This window comes from Candidatus Thermoplasmatota archaeon (assembly GCA_038884455.1).
Classification (GTDB): Archaea; Thermoplasmatota; E2; order DHVEG-1; family DHVEG-1; genus JAWABU01.
Genome location: JAWABU010000016.1, coordinates 16981 through 37289 on the forward strand (window position 1 = coordinate 16981; position 20309 = coordinate 37289).

A 20309-nucleotide genomic window follows, 5' to 3' on the forward strand; every position below is an offset into this window, starting at 1 on the left:
CTTCTCTACTTTTTAAAAAGGATGTGAAAAAAATGAACAAAAAAATAATTATCAGCAGTATAAGTCTTGCAATCATGATGTTTCTTCCACTAACAACGGAGGCATCATTAGACGTTAAAACAACAGATAATTTTTCTTTTTTTTCAGATATACAACAACCTGATAATCAAATAAAAAAACCACTTACTGTTGATGTATCATCATTTACCACAACACTTGCATCAACAACACAAACACGAGCTAATCAAGCACCTGACTTTGCCTATGTCAAACTGCCAGCATTATTACAGTTTTCATATTATGATTATATGCCTGGGGGATATTTGACGCATCCAATACGCTATCAAACCCTCAACGGCCATGGTCAGTATCTCACTTTCCAAGCGCAAAACACAATTACCGGTAATCGACGACAATACTTCTCATATATACCGGAAAGCTATTCACCTCAGACTGGTCTTATCACTGGTCTTGATGAAAAACAAGGATTCGGCACAATCGATATTCACCCAGCAACAGGAAATGCCATCGCAAGTTGGCATAAAACCGACTATACTACTGCAATTACCTATGATGATTTTGATACCACTGATACACCGGGTCATTGGAAAAACCCTCTGAACATTCCCTTAACACCATCCATGCAGTACATCTGGCCAATCATACAAGTAGGGCCATCACCTCAAGGGACAGGCTATGTTCGTATCTATCAAGTTTCAAATAACGCTCAGCAACTCTCATCAGGTCTTCCCTGTGAAGATGTTCGCATCATGTATCTTGATGTACCAAACACCAATGGTGTTGATCTTTCAAGCATGCTTTCACTTTCAAACTGGCAAACTGTTACCGTGTTTTCAGAGTGGCGAGCAAAATCATGTCGACCATTCCAAGCTTTTGCTATTGACTATGCACATCCAGGACGCGTAGCATTCATTGGTGTTGCCACCTATCTTGAAGGAGATCTTGGTGACATGCCGGTAGAAGAAGGAGCATTTGTCTGGGAATCATATGATTATGGTACAACCTGGGATCCACAACATCTGTACTCAGATGGACCAACTGATTATTTCTACCGTGTTCAAAACCCAGGTTTCCAAGGTGCACCCACAGAGCTTGATGTAACTGCAGCTGGATACCACAGCACCGCAGTCTATGATATCGACGGTAACCTTCATTGGAGCTATATGCAATCGTATGGTTACTCAGATTCACAAGGTAGTTACTATTTTCCCTATTTTCTCCCACAGGCAGAAATGATCTGGAATGGTGCAAGTTTTACCTTTAGAGAAGTACCAGCACTCCAAGGAATTGATCCTTTATCAGGACATACTGTCCCCTGGTCAAACGGCGTTCTTTACCCAACTATTACCTGGAGCACTTATCCAACCTCCTCGGGGGCGGATATCTTTCATGAAAACACCCAGAAACAAGCGATAAACCAAGAAAGAAATTGGATGGTACACGTCTGGGTTGATGGAACCAAAAGCAAACTAGCCTCCGATGGTAATATGTCATATATAGAGTATCTCCAACGTCCAATTATTTCATGTTCAGTTTCAGGTGATAATGGAAAAACATGGTCTGAACCAATACCACTCACCGATGTTTTCAACCAAGAATATCCCTTCTATTCACAAATCACGGTCTATCCCTATATCAGTGATAAAATAATAGACCTTGGTGATAACTGGGGGTTACTGTCCATGTATTATTTCTCTGATTGGTCATTTGGATCAAAAGTCCAAGGATCTGGAGATAATCTCGGCGGAGAAATCATGTACTGTGCTGTCAAAATTAAGTTCCCAGAACCAAGTCCATTAACTGTTGATGCTCGGGGTCCATACACTGGTGAAACTGGTACACCGATACGTTTTGGTGGCGATGTTTTCGGTGGTATAGCACCCTATACGTATTCATGGAATTTTGGGAACGGCCAGACATCAAATGAGAAAAACCCACAGTATACTTATATCACTCCGGGAACCTATACTGCGACCTTAACGGTTACGGATTCCTCAAACCCGCCACAAACACAAAGCGACACAGCAACAGTAACAGTAACACAAGCTGAATGTCCAATCACCATCACAGTAACTGGTGGCATTGGACTTAGTTTGAATATCAAGAACACTGGTGATGTAACACTTTCAGATGTTGCATGGGATATCAATTTCACCGGTGGGTTCATCTTTCCAAAACAAAAATCTGGGACAATCGCAACACTTCCAGCACAAACAGAAGAGACAATAAAGATATTTGTTCTCGGATTCGGAAAGACAACGATTACACTTCATGTAGGATGCGCAACAAAAGAACAACCAGCGACTGTTTTCCTTATATTTGTTAAAATATAAAAACTGGGAAAAAACACTACCTCGACTCCCTGTGTAGATATTTGTGTCAAATCTACACCTCTTCTTTTTTTTTCGAATTTTTTCCAAACGTTCGATTTTTTTTCAAGAAACTAGTTAAAATATTAATTTCATAAAAATCTACAATTAAAAAGATTTTTGTGGGGGAAAACATGAGAAATAAAATAATCATCTTATTGGTAAGCATTTGTTGTATATCTTCAACAGTGCTTGGTGCCGGCCTATTACAACAAGAATCAAATGATAAAAGACAAACATCTCTTTCTGATTGGTGGCCAATGTTTGGGCATGATGCAGCAAACACGCGGCTTTCTCAAACATCTGATTTTACTGCAGAAAATGCACGAGTCATCTGGAATTATCCGATTGGCATCATGGTTGGATCTTCACCTGTAGTCACTGATGATAAAGTATATATTGGAGTACAGGGGACTGGCCAGACCCTGATCTGTATTGATGCATTGACAGGAAATCTCTTATGGCAGAATACAACATATCAAACAGTATATATGACGCCAACCATTGCTGATAACAAGGTTTACGTCGGATCATATGATAAAAAAATATATTGTTTTGATGCAACTACCGGACAGCGGCTATGGGTATCAAGCATGATGGGCGATGTTCCTTATGGTCATTCACCCAAAATCTACAATAACAACCTCCTAGTGGGTTCAAAAGATAAGAAACTGTGGTGTTTCAACATAAACACAGGTGCAACTCTCTGGACATCCCCTCCATTAGATGGATGGGTTGGAACCACTGGTCTTTACAACGGCTATGTATATTTTGGTACATATAGCAGTAGCGGTGCTGCTGGAGGAACAGTATACTGTTTCGATGCAGATCCTTCTGATGGAATTGATGAAGGAATCGATGATCCTACGAGTGCTACCTATGATTTAGTATGGAGTTATCAGACAGAGAATATCAAAATTACCTCTTCACCAGCGATAAGTAATGATCGAGTGTACATTGCATCGCAAGATTCAAAAATCTATTGTTTTGATGCAACACCAGATGATAACAATGACGGCATCATTGATGCTTTAGATATTGATGAAGGTATCAATGATCCTGATCCTATCCCATCAACAAAATATGATATGATCTGGTCATATACCACAGGTGGAGCGATTGTCTCATCCCCAGCGCTTTTTACAAATCAAGTTTTTATTCCAGCAAATGACAAAAAATTATACTGCTTAAATGCAGAAACCGGCATCCTTATTTGGGAGAAAACACTTCCAGTGACAGCACCCTTAGTACAAGGATGTCCATCAATTTTTCAAACAGGAAAAATCATATTACCACTTGGTGCTGAAAAAAAACTCATCTGCCTTGATGCAAATAATTACGGACAAGAACTCTGGAATTATTCTTTCAATTACACCTCGATGAGCCAATCACCAGCAATTGGAACAGATGGCACCATCTACCTAGGTTTTCATACTTTGCTGCTTGCCTTTGGACCGAATAAAAAACCACAAACCCCACAGCAACCAAGCGGTCCAACTACCGGAATAGTTGGCGCCTCATATCAATTTTCAACGGTAGCAACAGACCCTGATGGAGATATGATACGATATGCATGGGATTGGGGCGATGGAACTCCTCTGCAATGGACAGCATATTATGCTTCTGGGACTCCTGTTGAACTTTCTCATACCTATGAAACCGTCGGAACCTATCAAATAAAGGTGAAAGCACAAGACATTAATACTGGTGAAAGTGACTTTTCTGATCCTCTCGAAATCATCATTAGTAATACACCTCCAACTCAACCTGTTGTTACAGGTCCTCAGGAAGGACTGCCACAGACGACGTATACATTTATCGTGAGTGCGACTGATGAAGATACTCATCAAATTCGATTTATCTGCGACTGGGGTGATGGGAGTCCTTTTATTTTGACTGAGTATGTTGATCCAGGAACACTCGTAAAAATAACGCATGCATGGCAGCAGAAAGGAACCTACAACATCCGGGTAAAAGCAAACGATTCCTACGGTGCAGAAAGCCCCTGGTCAGACATAAAACCAATCACGATTAAAGCCCCTGCAGAACTCAGCATTACTAATATTCATGGAGGCGGTTTCTTTGGTCAAGGATTCCTGACCATGTTTGGATTGAAAAAAATATTTGCTGATCTGAGTAATACTGGTGAAACAGCAGCGTATAATATAACTTGGAAAATTATTTTGAGTGGTTCTGCAACAATCCTCAAAGGTCAAACACAAACAGGGACACTTCCACTTCTTGGACCTGGAGAAGAAAGTACCCTATTAAATGATCCTATCGTTGGTTTTGGATCGATCAATATTACGATTACTGCACAAGCAGAAAACACCGATGAAACACGAATAAAAACAACAGGATATCTCTTAGGACCACTGATCTATGTCAAGGAACTCCCATAAGAACATCTCTTCTTTCTCTAATCTTTTCGAATTTTTTCCAAACGTTCGATTTTTTTTCAAGAAGAATATTAAATATAAAATGTGTACTATTAATATAAAAAAGAGGTAAAAAAATGATAACAAGAAAAACACAGATAGGTTTTTGTTTTTTGTTAGCTGGGTTGTTCTTTTTGCAAATATCTTTGTCTGTTACAACTAGTCAAAGTACAATCAGCATTAATAGTGAAAAAGAACAACAAGAACAATTATTATTTTCTCCGATGGATTTTACTAGATACCCATATACTGATCGTATCAGTGTAAATGCAAATGGTTCACAAGGAATATACAGTATGGGAGGATCTAAAGTATCAGTGATTTCAGCAAATGGACGTTATATCGCATTTTCAAGTAATGTACTTGCACCAAATCCCTCATCTAATTGGTATGAACGGTGGCCGTATCATGTCTATGTTCGCGATAGAGATTACGATAACAATGGAATCTTTGATGAACCCGGTCCAAACAAGACAACAACAATCCTTATTAGTAAAACAGATGCAGGGGTTCCAGGAAATCTTGATAGCGGATATAGTGAATACGGTACAGAAGTTATTGGAAATATCAATGGTATTGATATCTCTAGTGATGGTCGTTATGTTGCGTTTATTAGTGCGGCTACAAATTTTTATGGTTCGCAAGCAACCGGTGGCCCTTTCCATGTGTATGTTGTAGATCGTGATGTTGATAACGATAGTTGTTTCGATGAAATTGGTTTTACCCATCTTCAACTTATCGACGAAGATTATTACCAAAATTGTCCAGGATATCAAGGTGCAACAGGAGTTTCAATTTCAGATAATGGACTGTATGTTCTTTTTGGTTCTACGTCAAGAGATATGATGCCTGATAATTATTCTCATTATCTTACATCAAAGCAACTTATTTTACAAAATCGAAGCCGAATTAAAGGTCAATTTGGGTGGCGTATCCGATTGACTCTTCCAGATTATGAAAATGCTGATAGTTTTTCTATATCAAAAAATGGTAAGTATGTTGTTTATGAAAAGCACATTGTTTTTCCCCAATCAGATAAACTTTTGTTATACAACCGGCTTACTAACCAAATTCAAAGACTAGATATTAACCAAACTGGGCAGTTTGCCAATGCTCAATGTACCAATCCTACGATCTCTGAAAATGGCAGATTTATCTGTTTTTTAAGTTGTGCAAGTAATCTTGTTTCAGGTGATACCAATGGGCAGCCTACCCTTGACTATGGTAACGATGTTTTTGTTCTCGACCGAGATGCAAATAATAACGGAATATTTGATGAACAAAACGATAGAAAGATCGTAAGAGTCAGTGTTAACTCAAATGGTGAACAACAGCACGGTGTACCAAGCTCAACAACAATTGGGTATTCAGCTCAAATTTCAGCAGATGGGCGATATGTCTGTTTTACTAGCTCAGCTTCAAATCTTGTTCCTAATGATACCAATGATGTAACAGATGTATTTTTACATGATTGTATACTTGGAACGACACATCTGATGAGTGTTAGCACAAGCGGCGTACAAAGTCTATTCTCTTCTGATTTACCGTCGGTTTCAAGATATGGAATGGATATCGTGTTTACCACAAAAGGGTCTTTTATTCCTGGTGATACCAATGAATTAAAGGATATTTACTTGCGATCAAATTATCGTTTAGGTGATGTTAACAACGATAAACGAGTAGATTTTTTTGATATTGATCCTTTTGTAGCAGCATTAAACGGTCCAGATAGTTTTTATTCACAATATCCGATGGGTATGTTTCTTGCAGCTGATACAAATCAAGATGGAACAATAGATTTTCTTGATATCGATCTATTTGTCAATCTTTTCCAAAATTAATTTTTTTTTGCTCAGTTCTGTAAATTTTAAACAAAATAACCTATGTTACTCATCGTTTTTTTAAATTATGATTTGAAAAATACTTAATGTTGTCAATATCTATTAATCCAATAATTCGTAAGGAATAGTATTTCTTTCAAAATAAATATCACTCCTATGAATAATTTAATTTATATGTAATTTTTTCTTTCGAATTTTTTCCAAATATTCGAATTTTTTTCAAATATATATATTAAGTAGAATTAACTTAATTTTGTATGAGGAAAACTCATGAACACAAAACAAAATAAAAAATTATGTACGCTCGTATTTTTTGGTGTAATGTTTCAAACAATGATTCTATCATCATATCTTATCCCTATAAATACAACTGTTGTTGGTTGTGACGGAGATCATAATCATATAGATCATAATCATATCGATTCTACAATTGCTGATGTAAGTAACCAACATTTTGATTATTTTTCTCTTGACACAATCCAAGGATTTTACCTTTTATTCGATTCAAAACTAAATTAACATTTTCTTTGATCAACTGAAAAAAAAGAAGAGAAGGATATATGAAAATAGGAGGAAAAAATATGAAATGGAATACTACAATAAAAACCATATTATGTATAGTAGGGGTTGTATTGAGCATGACACTGCTCATAAGAGAAACAACGTTTATCACTGCAGCACAGCTGCCACCAGGCCCGATACAACCGTACGGAACAGGGCCAACTGGCGGTCTAGTATGGGTTCGAGTCTGGGATGTTAATACCACTGTAAAAGCACCTCATCATCCATGGGGGTATTATTGGGATCAGGGCAATTACATTCTCATGCCGAATGGCTATTGGTATACATATCGTTGGGTTTTAATGGTTATCGAGGTTGACCATTAATTATTGTCCTGAATAAATTTAATGCAAACGAAACATCGAAATCTCATGCATCTTACACACCGATGGCGCAGTGGGAAGTATTTACACACAATTGGTAAATCTTTTATTCATTTATCCTGGGTATAAGGGCGTGATCCCTTCTTCAGTTTCATTGATTAGGATATGAGCATATGAAAAAAAACAAGAAAAATTTAAATCGAATATTGGGCAGTTGTATACTTATTTGTTTCATTGTACTCTTAATTCAACCAACTGGTTTTTCAGAGCAGTCAGGCTATGCAACTCTCATTATCTATAAAAATAATATTGATAATGTTGTTATCAAAGAAGGTATTGTACCATATGATAGTAATATGTCAGCATACCAAGTTGGTTATGCAATCTATGACCGTTACACACATCAGTTCATTGGCATCAGACTAATATTAACATAAACAATTAATTGATTTTCCAACAGCTAGAGATAAATTATTTATACACCAAAGAGAATCCTAAACAGTACTGGGATGTTAACAATCAAACCTTAATTACAAACTATTGTAAAAAATAATAAAAGAATTATTAGATGTATTCCAACTCTGTGAAAGAGGGGATGATGAGGATGCAAAAAAAAAGAACAATACTGTTATTAGTACTAGTCTTAGCGCAAAGTATTTTTCTAAATACGATATCAGCTGATAACGAAACTGATGTACAATGGCCAATGTATCATCATGATGCAGCTCATCAGGGTTACACTACGTCTTCATCACCGAATAACATACTTAAATGGAGCACCGAAATCAATGCAAGTCAAATTCTTTCATCACCAGCAGTAGTTGATGGTTATGTTTATTTTGGGGCATCTGATGGAAAACTCTACTGCCTCGCTGCACGCAATGGCCAGATCATTTGGACCTATACTACAGCTGGAGCAATAAAATCATCTCCTGCTGTTGTTTCAAATAAAGTCTATTTCGGCTCAACCGACGGCGTAGTATATTGTCTTGACGCAGCAACTGGTTCTTTGATTTGGTCGTATAAAACACAGGATATGATCGATGTCTCGTCACCTGTCGTTGCCGGCAATCGAGTCTATATCGGTTCTTGTGATATGCAGATATATTGTTTAGATGCATTTGATGGGAGATGTATCTGGAGTTTTCAAACACAAGGAGTAATTTATTCCTCTCCTGCTGTTGTCAATAACCGAGTATACATAGGTTCAAATGATAAAAATATGTATTGCCTAGATGCAATAGGAAACGGAGATGGAACAACCAATACTATTTGGATATATACCGCAGGACATTCCATTCGTACCACTCCAACTATTGCCAGTGGTAAAGTCTTTTTTGGGTGCTATGATAATCACATTTATTGTGTTGATGCACAGGGTGATGGAACCGGCGGAACAACACTCCTATGGAAATATCGATATGGTGATTTCAGGATGCGATCGTCTCCAGCTTTTTTTAATGACAAAGTGTTCGTCTATGGTTTTGACAGTGTGTATTGCTTAGATGCAAACGGGCTGAGCAACGGAACGGGAAAGCTTATCTGGAAAACATCGCTTGGAACCATGGGTGCTCCAGCGTATTCTTCACCTGCAATAACCAATGATTTTGTCTATGTTGGAGACAGTGTTGGGTTAAAATTTTACTGTCTTTACATCAACAACGGTTCAATTGCCTGGAGCGTAGAAAAAGGAACAGTGTATACATCTCCAGCAATTGTTGACGGTTCAGTTTTTTTCGCAGCAACACCACAATACAGCTCCCGTACAATCTTCTACTGTTATGGCAGATTAAATAATGCACCATCAACACCAAATCAACCAAACGGACCAGCCACAGGTTCAGTAAATACCGATATCTCTTTTACTATTTCTTCAGTTATGGATCCTGATGGTGATACGGTTGAATATCAATTCGACTGGGGTGATGGATCCTATAGTTTCTGGGGTACTGATACCTCAGCATCACATCGATGGGTACAACAGGGAACCTATGCTGTTCGAATCCGTGCACGCGATAAACCACCCCAACATGAAAGCAGCTGGTCAGATCCTATTTTGATTCATATTCAAACTCAAAAACCAAAACTATCTATCTCATGTCCTTCATCGATTATTGCGGGAGGAGAATTCACCGTGATTGTCACGGCAGATGCGATACCAGTACAAGCAGCATCGGTTGAATTCAACAACCAGATACTTCCAACAGATACATTTGGAAAAGCAACATTTACTGCACCCCTGGTCTCAAAAGTAACAGATTTTCTGATATCTGTATCTCATCCGGAATATACCGCAAGTTCGAAGATGGTAAAAGTTTTAAAAGAGAAACAACGACAAGGATGGATTTACGGTGTTGTTACCGATGGAACTATGGTAGTATCTAATGTTTCAATACAAATCACCAACGAATATCAAAGGTGGACGACCACAACGGATTCCGAAGGTGTATATTATCGAGCAGTTCCTCCTGGAATTTACACCGTTACCGCGATCAAATCACAGTATCTATCAACATCTTATCCACAGATTGAAATTGTTGAAAATGTTGCAATTGATCTTAATTTTAATCTGCAACGGATAATAAGTCCAGAGCTACCGTCAACGAGTACAGATGATACTAAGGCCTTGGTAGAAAAAGTTGTACAAACTGCCATTAATGAAGGATATGTTGCAGCAAAGATATTACTTTTTTCAACAGAGGAAAAAACATCCCCTTTCATTGAATACTATCTTGATGAATTTCAGGTCAAACCTCAGGAAACTGATAAACTACTGTCTTTTACTGTAGCTGGGGATGAGAATTCATCGAAAACATTTTTCCTTGTTTTTATCGGAAAGAATATCACAACACATCCTCATGATTTAATCGTTCATTTTGACGATCACATTCTTGAAAAAATGTCGATCGATGAGTTTTTACATCCTGAACAAACACAGGGAGTAAAATACCTCATTCTAACTACGGATGAGGGAAACTATGTTGTTATTCATGTTGATACTTTTAGTGAACATACGATTACGATTGCTACAAATCTTCTGACAGGAATTACAATAGTCGTTTTATACATCCTGTTTTCGGTACTCATTGGATTCGTTCTTATCTGTCCTGCGGTTCTGAGTTCATTGTACACGACATATTTGAAGAAAAGGAGATAAATATGCAACTGATCAGTATTTTTGTCAATGCTTGTATAACCATATTATCAGCCGGGCTTCTCATTATATCTTTACTCAGTTATAAAAAAAAGAACAACAGAAACCTCCTTTTTTTAACCATAGCATTCATATTCTTCTTTTTCAAAGGCATCATCTTAAGTTTATCCCTGATGTATCTCACGTTTCAAGAAATTATCTTAGACCCACTTTTTGGGTTTTTTGATGTCCTAATTCTTGCTTTTCTCTTCATATCAACCCTAAAGAGACAACGCTATGTCGAAACAGCTTGAATACCATAAACAAAAAATCTACGTATGTCTTCAAGAGCATCCAGGATTACATATCAGTAAAATAGCAGAGACGATCGGCATCAATATCTCATTGTTAAAAATCATTATTGAAGAAATGATAAACGATGGGTTGTTGCTGGCTTTTGAGGATGCAGGGTTTAAACGATATTATGTCAATGGCCAACATGAGAAACCTCATGCTCAAAAAATGAATGATATCCGGAAAAAAATCTACATGCTCGTTGCCGAACAGCCGGGTTTAAACCTTACAACGATTGCAGAAATGCTCAACATGCGGATATCATTAGCAGAATATCATCTTTTTCTCTTAGAAAAAAATGGTTTGATCCAAGGTCAGAAAGATACAGGGTTTAAACGATATTATGTCAAAGATGCGACGATTCGATCAGAAGATCGAATATTATTAGGATTACTTCGACAAGAAATCCCGCTAAAGATCATCCTCCTTCTTTTGAAGCATAAAACCTTGCAACACAAAGATATTTTGCAACATTTTGATTTAGCACCGTCAACATTAACCTATCATATTAATAAGCTGTTAAAAGAAGGCATTATTGATGTGCAAACCTTTGGCACTGAAAAAGGATATTTTTTAAAAAATAAGACCGCTATTGTTGCCTTTCTTACCAAATATAATCTTAATAAAATGATTGAAACTTTTTCAGATACATGGGATGATCTATCGTATGATATTTAACTCTGAGGTTGATGTAGTGGTTTATGAAACTCAAACAGCAACCTACTGATTTCATCGTCCAAGAATTATCCAATATCCAGATATCAGATACTGAAAAAAAATATTCGATTTACCTCTTAGAAAAACAAGAACTTGATACTTTTTCAGCACTCAAATATCTTTCAAACCAACTCAACATCCCGCTGTTTGACATTGGTTATGCAGGACTGAAAGATAAACATGCACTCACCAGACAATATATCTCGATTCCTACGCAGGATACAGTTGATTTTTCAAAAATTCCACAGATACATCTAACGTTTCTCGGGTATTCTGATACAAAAATCAAAATCGGAGATTTAACCGGAAATCATTTTACGATAACGGTTCGAGATATCCGTTCAAAAGAAATACACAAAATCCTGCAACGCGCACAATCCATTTCTGTTGATGGTATACCTAACTATTTTGATTCACAGCGATTCGGGAGTGTTCTTCATCAGGATTTCATCATACGGCAGGTCATCAACAATAACTTTGAGCATGCAGTCAAAATGTATCTCACAGAATATCTTAAATCAGAGTCAAAAAGAATCAAAAACATCAAACGAACCATCCTTGATCATTGGAAGACGCTTGAGAATCTTACTATCCGAGAGAAACAATTCGCGGTTGTGATTCATGAGTATCAACAGACACGATCCTGGGAGAAAGCATATAAGAAAATACCAGCACACCTCCGAGAACTTTACGTCAATGCGTATCAAAGCTATCTCTGGAATGAATGTATTAAAGAACTGTTAAAAAAACACGTCAACAAGCAACAACTATTCTCAGTTGAATACCCACTGGGATCTTTGCTTTTTTATACTATGCTTACCAAACAAGAAAAAGAAAATCTACCAGAAACCTTTCAAACAATCAGTAACACGGCATCGTTTTTAGACCATGAACAGCCGATTGTTCAAACGATTCTCGCTCGCCAAAGCCTTACATTACAACATTTCGACATCTATCAAAAAACAGGGAATTTTTTTAAACCACGAGCACGACCAGTTATTGTGTATCCTGCTGATTTTTTCCTCTCAGAACCAAGTATCGATGAGCTCAACACATCATCACAGCAACCACGATATAAGATACAACTTTCCTTTTCACTTCCCAAAGGAAGCTATGCAACAATTGTTACAAAGAAAATCTTTGGGCACTAGTCAACAACGGCGTTTTCGCCGATGTTTTTTTTCTTCCTGTTCAACTGCTTCAGCAAGGCTTATTTCTCCTTTTAAAACCTGTACTGCTCGTTTCTCAGAGATCGTGAAACGACCATCGGAAAGCTGCCTGCTTTTTCGCTGTACATTTTTAACAGAACCTTTTGATAATTCCAAGGGAAGCTTTTGTTGCACCCGGCCCCCTGATAAAAGAGCGATCGCTGCAGCTGCTTCACCATCACGTTCACACCGTGCTTTTTGTACAGACGATGTTGTTTTTGTCTCATCAACAATTTCGATCGGTATTTCAAAATGTATTAACGAATTGATAATTCGATTTCGAATAAGAATTGACCCATGGCCAATCCGAATACAGGTTTCTTTCGAAGGATAGATCTTCAAAAGCCAACGCATCACCTCTGATACCTTTTCAGGATACTCCACTTGTAACTTCTGCAGTAGAATCCCATCGCCAACAACAGCAACACCAGGTCGTTCTCCAGGATCAATACCAATAAAGAGATGCGTATACAACTCCTTGCCAGTTAGCATCTGTAATGCAACATCGATTGCATGGTCAACTGAATCAAAACTATCAACAGCAACAACCTTCTCAGCAGAGATTCCTTTTCGTTCACGTTCAGAGGTTAAAATCACCTTAATCCGATCAGGAACATCAACGGGTATCGAAAGAACAACATACGCAAGTTTTCTTCTTTTTAACAAAGAGATAATATCGTGATACAATGAAAAATCCTTTGTATATACTCCGAGTGTTTTCATTCAAAAAACAATCTTCAAAGAAGATTAAATAGATTTCGAACGTATTCCTTTTTGTTATTGTCCGATCAATGGGACTCCTCTGATATAGTTGCCGGTAAATAACAGAATCGCGCTGATGAGTAATATTGACCATACTACTCCATTCCATCGGATCACTTTTTCCCCATCAAGAGGGCCAAAAGGCAACAGGTTAAATACAGCAAGAACCGCATTGATCATCGAAATGAAAATCATAACAAACCCCAGATTAATTGAATCAATGGTCACTTCAAACAGCTGATATGATAAAATGAAGGTGATCGCTGCTGTCAAAATATTTGCAAGGGGACCAAATGCAGCAATTCTCCCTGTTTCAAATGATCGAGTACCACCACGAAACATCACAGCACCAGGTGCAGCAAATGTAAAACCAGTACATACTGCAGTTACCACTGACAATAGCAGACCTAAGGGATACATACGAAACTCAGACCACATGCCATATTTCTGCGCCATAAATTTATGCGCCAATTCATGGAAAAAAAATGCGCTTAAGATACTGAAAAATGCTACGAGCAGTGCAACCGGCATATTCTCAAGATGTTGAAACCCAAACAGCAGACTGTTTCCTGAAAAAACAAATGAAAACGCACAGGTTAAAACAACAATTGCAATCGCCAGATGGAGAAGTTCTGTTCTGCTAAACGATCCTGGTTTTCCTGTATCAAGCTCTCCAGTTGGAATATACATATACTCACGAGGCGATAAAGCAGAGAACCCGGTGTATTTCTTTTGTTCTATGATACGTCATCCCTCTCAGCATCAACCAAATCTTTACATTTTTTTTATTGAAGTCCAAGACTCAGAATCCATGGCAAAGCAACAATCGTTCCAATCATACTTCCGAGATTTGAAAGAGCAACAACCATCAGCAATCGAATTACTTTATTGTTAAAAAAATCTTTCATCGATTCAATTTTGCTTAGATTCTGAAAATCTTTAATTACCGGTGGTCTGAGTTTTGCTTCAACCAAACCCGCAAACCAACCAGGGGCAAAAAAAGGTTCAAGCGAAGTAAATGGTGCCGCAAGAAAAGCAACACCTGCAGATAAAGGATGCCCGCGAGCAAGGAGGACGCCACCTGCTGATAATACTCCATGAATCAAAAACCACCACAGAAAAATCTTCCCGATGTCAGCCCAAGCAGCTTCACCACGGGACATAAGAAGCCAGATAATCACAGAGGCAAAAAGCACTGGGATGGCAACAGCAAAAGCTTTGCCAAGATTTATTTTTTTTTTCGGAATCTGTTCAAGTTCTTTCACATCCACAGTACTTGCTTGTTCAAGATACTGTTTAATACCTTGTAGGTGACCAGCACCAACTACTGCGACAACACGTCCTTTTTTACTTGCTTCGTGGATTTTCTGCGCAATATATTGATCTCGTTCGTCAATAAGAACTTTTGAAACACTTGGTGCAAGTTCACCAAATTCTTTCAGCATCGTTGAAATGACATCTTCATGCATGAGTTGTTGCAGATCAACATCGTTAAGATCTTCTTCAGTATAGCCAACGACTGCTTTTAGCAGCTCCCATGCTAATCGACATTTTTCAAAAAACCCCATTTTCCGCCAAGATCGTTTCAGAGTTATTGTAATATCTCGGTCAACCAATGCTATTTCAATACCCTGTTTTTTTGCTTCGTCAATAGCTGCAATCATTTCAGAACCAGGTTCAACACCAGTTTCTCTTCCGAGACGGCGCTGAATTGAAGCAAGAAACGTCTGCGCCAACACAACATATGCTTTATTTCCTTTAAGTAGATGTGTTACCGGCGTGTTTTCCCATGTGTCCTTCTCAGTTAATGCTTTAAAACGACTTTGGCAGAGTTCAACGGCAACCACCGAGGGTTTATACTTTTCAATCGCTGCTTGAACTTCTGCAACGCTTTCTTTTGAGATATGCGCAGTTCCAATAAGAATAATTGCATCACGAACGATTATTTCCACGGCAAACCACTTTGTAAAAAGAGACAACAAAAACAGGTTGAAAAACTTATTTAAATTTCTGCTTCGAAATCTTCAACTGTTGCAGTGAATTCTTCATCAGATTTGATTTTTCCCTGATTTTTCAGGATTTCACGGGTAAGCAACCAGTAAATTAATGCAAGCGCCCGACGGCCTTTATTATTGGTTGGAATCACGACGTCGATATACTTAGTTTCATTATTTGTATCGCAGAGAGCAAGAACTGGGATTCCAATATTTTTCGCCTCGTGCAGAGCTTGTATATCGGTTAACGGGTCGGTAAGAAGGATAATTTCTGGCTCAAAAAACTCTTTTGAATTTGGATTGGTTAACGTCCCAGGATTAAATCGACCATCAACCACACGAATCCCGGTCAACTCACCAAGCTTTCGAACCGGTTTATGACCATATTGTCGGACTGACACTGCTAAAATACGTGCAGGATCATATTTTGCTAAAAGCTTCGCCGCACTGCGAATCCGTTCATCGGTTTTTTTCACATCGATAATGTACAAACCATCATTTCGTACTTTATAGATAAACTCAAGAATATCAGCTGTTTTTTGTCGTGTACCAATATGGACACCGGACGTCATATACGTCTCTTCAGATACAAGCATAGCTCCGTTGTTATCCTGATGAGGTTGTTGTTCATCCATAGGTAATCAAATCCTTTTGTTTTATTATTTCTTACGTCGAACTGTAATTGGGATCGCTCCTTCTTCAAATTCAAGCATTGCAATACGAACGGGGTCAATCATGTCCTTAGGAAGTTTTGTCAGTGTTGATGGAGCACCCATGGAAATTTGTAATGCTCGAGCACCAATGATCCGTGCTTTTTCATAGCGGGTGTACTCCATGGTATTCCTCCGATACTTTTTTAGATATTGAAATCGTAGAAGCACCAAATATACGAAACATTTAAAAAGGTTACCCCTAAGTCAGTACCTCCGAAAGTAAAGTATAGCAGGCATCCAAACACGTTAAAACAACATGAAAGACCACATTTCTAGTTGATTTATATGGCATTATACTAGAACTACAGGTTTAAAATATGGATGTGATACCAAAAAATACCAGATAGAAAACTATTCTAAACTAATAAAAACGTAAAAATAAGTCAGGAAATAAGTTATATCATCCCCCTGGATCAATAGTATACAACACAGTACCAAAGTATTTTGATGTAAGTAGATGATACTCTTTTACTACACCAAATAAGGCAAGCCAGATAAGGATATCTGCCAGAATCCACAAATTGTAGAGTAACACAGAGAACATGAAGTAAAATAATCGTATCAAATAGTTCTTTGATGTTGTTTTTGGGAGATAGGAGTGTTTCTTTACTCTGTAGCTTGTTTCTATTCCCCATCTTTTTCCATAGAGAGCAGACAGTCTTTCAGATAAGTTGACATCGTTCTCATTGTATTCTTCATTGGTGGCAAACCCTCGCTTCTCCTTAACACCATTCTCTAGTTCCTCTTCTACAATAACCAAGTTAAAAGTAACATCTTTCATTTCAAAACCCGTTATTATCGAAGGTGCAGTAGTGACTCTCAATGTATCCTTGACCGTTGAATATTGGGTACAAGGCATCAGATATTTTAGATTGAAACTATCGAGTACTTTGATTGCGTTAGAATCGCAGAATCCACGGTCAACATATACTCTTCGTATCTTGATGCGTTCCAATGCATAATTCAATAGTTTTCTAAGAGTGGCATCTTTGGTATCAAATGGTCCTATAGGTAACGCAAGAAGGGTGAAGCGTCTTCCTGCTTCTACGATATTTATAGTGGCGAACTTGTAGCATTTTGATGTTCCACGATCAGGTTCTTTACCGACAACCATCGGTGTACCACGGTCGCCGTAGAAGTACCATTCCGTGAAATCAATAGCAACATCATCGTGTTTTCTGATGTCGAAGAGGTTTATTTTTCGTGCCATCTCCCAGACAATTTCGAATAATGTAATGAACATTTGATGAATTTTATCCTTGTCAGAGTATTGCTTTAGATGATATAATAATGTGTCTGCATCAGGGTTATCCTCTCCTCGTAGTTCCTTGTATGTTTTACTTCCGTTCTCAGCGAAATCACGAGTCATCCCCATATGAATAAGGAGATCCAAGAATTGATTCTTCTTGTATAAAGTGTTGTTTTTCAAATTCAGATTGATGAATGGTGCAAACCGTTTCTTGAACAACCTACAGATTTCTTTGGTTTTGTCGTTCTTTTTGAGTCTTTGATTTCGTTCTTTTGTCTCCTTTATTTGTTTCTCTGGTGTGAAGGTTTTAACATCAAGGAGAATACCAAATTTTTCCGAAATCTCTTCTATCTTTTTTGCTGTGAAATCAATGAGTTCTTTTGTTTCATCATCTAAGATGTGGTTAACAAAATAGCCTATCTGTGTTCGGTCTGGTGTCTTACTAAAGCCCAGTTTGAATTTTTCAGAAGGATTTCTGTTGAGATATTTTGTTAGTTTGGTATGGAATTTTATGCCTTTGAGTTTCTGGAATAAAACAAGTTTCAAGATTGATTCGTAGGAGAATTTGATCTTTCGATATTTGCGAACTTGGAACAAAGTTACATTGAATGCTTTTATGAAGTCAGCTATCTTGATATTCTTTTTGTCTTTGAACTTCTCGAAGGTTTTATAAATCTCCAGCTCTATGTTTTCTCTGGAGATAGTTCGATTGCCTGGCCGCATTCGATTGTCTCCAGCCTAAAGGGAGATACAAGCTCCCTTTCGGCACTTATACCCTTATACACCTATATATCTTATGGATATATAAATTTTACCCTTAAGGGTAAAAGTATATAAACCTCTATTTCGATTAATTGTTGATAACCATGGGAGCGATCAAAATAATTCTTCCAGATGACCTTGAAGAGGAATTTCGTAGTGAGGTCTTTAAAAGCAAAGGGATGAAAAAAGGTAATATTACACTGGCTATAGAAGAGGCTGTAAAGATGTGGATTGAATCAGAACGACAAAAGCGGAGTGATGCAGCGAAAAAAGCTTGGGAAACAAGAAGTAAAAAACAATAGAAATAACAAAGATAGATATGGGTGAAGTTGAAAAACACACTCAAATGAAGCATCGTTTACTTGGTAATTATCTTAAAATTTGTACAAGCAGGGTGAAAAGCCAGAGAAGCCATGATTTTGTAGTTGTTGATTTATACGCAAATGATGGAGTTGCATATTGGCCCGATGGAGACGAAATGTGGGAAGGATCTGCACAAATAATAGCAAAATGGGTATCAACAGCTGGAGAAAGAGCTTATTGCATTTTAAATGAAAGAGATAAAACGCTTATTGAAAAACTAAAAGAAAATACTAAACAATATCAAAGCGTCATAAAAGAGATATTAACAGAGGATGCTAACGTAATTCACAAATATATCTTAAAAAAATATATACCACTCGATGCACATTCAATCTTTTTATTAGATCCATATAATCATAGTGAGTTAAAATTCTCAACTATCAAAACTATTGCTGAACATTGTAAAGAAGATATTTATCGTGGGGAATCTTTTATTAGACGACCTGAACTGATAATTAACCTACCTACTTTTACAATCATAAAAAGTAAAACTCAAAATCCCCAACTCATTACTGATTTTCTAGGTACAGATGAATTGATACAAGAGTTGGAAAAAGCAGAGAAAGAGAATGCATCGCAACCAGAAACCATATTGAATGTATTTAAAAAACAGTTAAAACGATATTATCCTGAAGATGGAATAATCCCTATTGAAATAAGAACATTAGAAGCAAATGCCCCCATTTATTATCTTATTTTTACTGCTACACATCCTTTAGCAAAAACAATTCAAAGAACATTTGAGGATTGGGTAAAAAAGACGCTAAAAGAGTTTCGTAGAGAAGGATTTGCATTGAAGCTTATCGCAGAAGCAAAGAGAAAACATTTAACCTCTCTTGACAAATGGAATAACTGATTACTGATTAGAGAATACAGTTGCATTTTATTTTTCTATAGTCTAACCATAGTTGATTCCATATATCTATTGTCTCTTTACAAAGTGCTATATTTTTGTAATTAAACCTGTTTTGTAGATAATCGATGATATTTGAGTACATTGCTATACGATGTTCAGTGCTGATTTTCTTGCCCCAGTTACTTGTTTCAGTAAGATATTTTGTCCATGAAGTATCAAGAGAGTTGTTGATAGTGGATTGTAAACCTCGAAGTGATCCTAACGTGATCCTTTCTGGTTCAAAGTTATTAAAAATAGTTTCAACTAAAGAAATGTAACTTTTTTGCCAATTATGTATCGGAACCATTGGGTCTATTCTAACTCTAACCTGATAACCTGCATTATAGAGTTTTTTAGCTGCTTTGATTCTATCTAATACTTTCGGTGCTTTCTCCCATCTATCCGCTACCTCAAAAGAATTTAGACTAAAACTAGTAATTACATGCTGTTGAGCATTCAATCTAAGAAGATTATCTATATCTGTTGATTTAGTAAGAATGAGAAGCTTATGTCTATCTTGTTTCATAATCCTTGGAATAATTAATTTTGTTAAAGGTGCTCCATCATTTTCAAAGAGTAATGAATCTGAAAGCTCACCGCTATTCA

Annotated in this window: 18 protein-coding genes; 11 read left to right on the plus strand and 7 right to left on the minus strand. The window is 37.3% G+C overall.

Translation table 11 applies throughout. The features are described from left to right. Positions 1-32 precede the first annotated feature (32 nt). The 9 genes from QXL17_04010 to truD all read left to right on the plus strand — a co-directional run bounded on the left by QXL17_04010 (position 33) and on the right by truD (position 12908). Positions 33-2354: a PKD domain-containing protein gene (locus QXL17_04010; protein MEM4258300.1), complete on the plus strand. Its 2322-nt coding sequence runs from the start codon at positions 33-35 to the stop codon at positions 2352-2354. A 170-nt stretch (positions 2355-2524) separates the two neighbouring features. After that, entirely contained in the window at positions 2525-4792 is a 2268-nt protein-coding gene (locus QXL17_04015; GenBank protein MEM4258301.1) for a PQQ-binding-like beta-propeller repeat protein, read from the plus strand. Between the two features lie 170 nt (positions 4793-4962). Further along, positions 4963-6669, plus strand: a complete 1707-nt coding sequence (locus tag QXL17_04020; GenBank protein ID MEM4258302.1) for a hypothetical protein — start codon at positions 4963-4965, stop codon at positions 6667-6669. A 270-nt stretch (positions 6670-6939) separates the two neighbouring features. Next, the gene (locus QXL17_04025) at positions 6940-7188 is read left to right on the plus strand and encodes a hypothetical protein (protein ID MEM4258303.1); all 249 of its coding nucleotides are present in this window, start codon (positions 6940-6942) and stop codon (positions 7186-7188) included. Positions 7189-7307: 119 nt separating this feature from the next. After that, positions 7308-7556, plus strand: a complete 249-nt coding sequence (locus QXL17_04030) for a hypothetical protein (protein MEM4258304.1) — start codon at positions 7308-7310, stop codon at positions 7554-7556. A 203-nt stretch (positions 7557-7759) separates the two neighbouring features. Then, the gene (locus tag QXL17_04035; GenBank protein ID MEM4258305.1) at positions 7760-7990 is read left to right on the plus strand and encodes a hypothetical protein; all 231 of its coding nucleotides are present in this window, start codon (positions 7760-7762) and stop codon (positions 7988-7990) included. Between the two features lie 167 nt (positions 7991-8157). Next, a complete protein-coding gene (locus QXL17_04040) occupies positions 8158-10710 on the plus strand; it encodes a PQQ-binding-like beta-propeller repeat protein (GenBank protein MEM4258306.1) in 2553 nt (850 codons plus the stop codon). Positions 10711-10983: 273 nt separating this feature from the next. Beyond that, complete coding sequence (locus QXL17_04045; GenBank protein MEM4258307.1) at positions 10984-11718, plus strand: winged helix-turn-helix transcriptional regulator; 735 nt, start codon at positions 10984-10986, stop codon at positions 11716-11718. 23 nt (positions 11719-11741) lie between these two features. Further along, a complete protein-coding gene (gene truD, locus QXL17_04050; protein ID MEM4258308.1) occupies positions 11742-12908 on the plus strand; it encodes a tRNA pseudouridine(13) synthase TruD in 1167 nt (388 codons plus the stop codon). On the opposite strand, the gene QXL17_04055 is transcribed toward truD, so the two are convergent. From QXL17_04055 to QXL17_04080, 6 genes are all read right to left on the minus strand, one after another. Further along, entirely contained in the window at positions 12909-13688 is a 780-nt protein-coding gene (locus QXL17_04055; protein MEM4258309.1) for a hypothetical protein, read from the minus strand. A gap of 54 nt (positions 13689-13742) precedes the next feature. Beyond that, positions 13743-14417, minus strand: coding sequence for a hypothetical protein (locus QXL17_04060; protein MEM4258310.1), 675 nt, complete (start codon positions 14415-14417; stop codon positions 13743-13745). 95 nt (positions 14418-14512) lie between these two features. Next, positions 14513-15679, minus strand: a complete 1167-nt coding sequence (locus QXL17_04065) for a TraB/GumN family protein (protein MEM4258311.1) — start codon at positions 15677-15679, stop codon at positions 14513-14515. Positions 15680-15729: 50 nt separating this feature from the next. Continuing rightward, positions 15730-16356: a 30S ribosomal protein S2 gene (rpsB, locus tag QXL17_04070; protein MEM4258312.1), complete on the minus strand. Its 627-nt coding sequence runs from the start codon at positions 16354-16356 to the stop codon at positions 15730-15732. A gap of 24 nt (positions 16357-16380) precedes the next feature. Beyond that, positions 16381-16557 carry a DNA-directed RNA polymerase subunit K gene (locus tag QXL17_04075; GenBank protein ID MEM4258313.1) on the minus strand — a complete coding sequence of 59 codons (177 nt, stop codon included), beginning with the start codon at positions 16555-16557 and terminating at the stop codon, positions 16381-16383. A 277-nt stretch (positions 16558-16834) separates the two neighbouring features. Continuing rightward, positions 16835-18406, minus strand: a complete 1572-nt coding sequence (locus tag QXL17_04080; protein MEM4258314.1) for a transposase — start codon at positions 18404-18406, stop codon at positions 16835-16837. Between the two features lie 143 nt (positions 18407-18549). Here QXL17_04080 and QXL17_04085 point away from each other — a divergent pair, with 143 nt between their 5' ends. Together QXL17_04085 and tcmP are read left to right on the plus strand one after the other, a co-directional pair. Continuing rightward, the gene (locus QXL17_04085; protein ID MEM4258315.1) at positions 18550-18747 is read left to right on the plus strand and encodes a hypothetical protein; all 198 of its coding nucleotides are present in this window, start codon (positions 18550-18552) and stop codon (positions 18745-18747) included. Positions 18748-18764: 17 nt separating this feature from the next. Continuing rightward, positions 18765-19664 carry a three-Cys-motif partner protein TcmP gene (gene tcmP, locus QXL17_04090; protein MEM4258316.1) on the plus strand — a complete coding sequence of 300 codons (900 nt, stop codon included), beginning with the start codon at positions 18765-18767 and terminating at the stop codon, positions 19662-19664. A gap of 7 nt (positions 19665-19671) precedes the next feature. Here the strand turns inward: tcmP and QXL17_04095 are convergent. After that, on the minus strand, positions 19672-20309 hold a 638-nt coding region (locus QXL17_04095), incomplete at its 5' end, for a hypothetical protein (GenBank protein ID MEM4258317.1).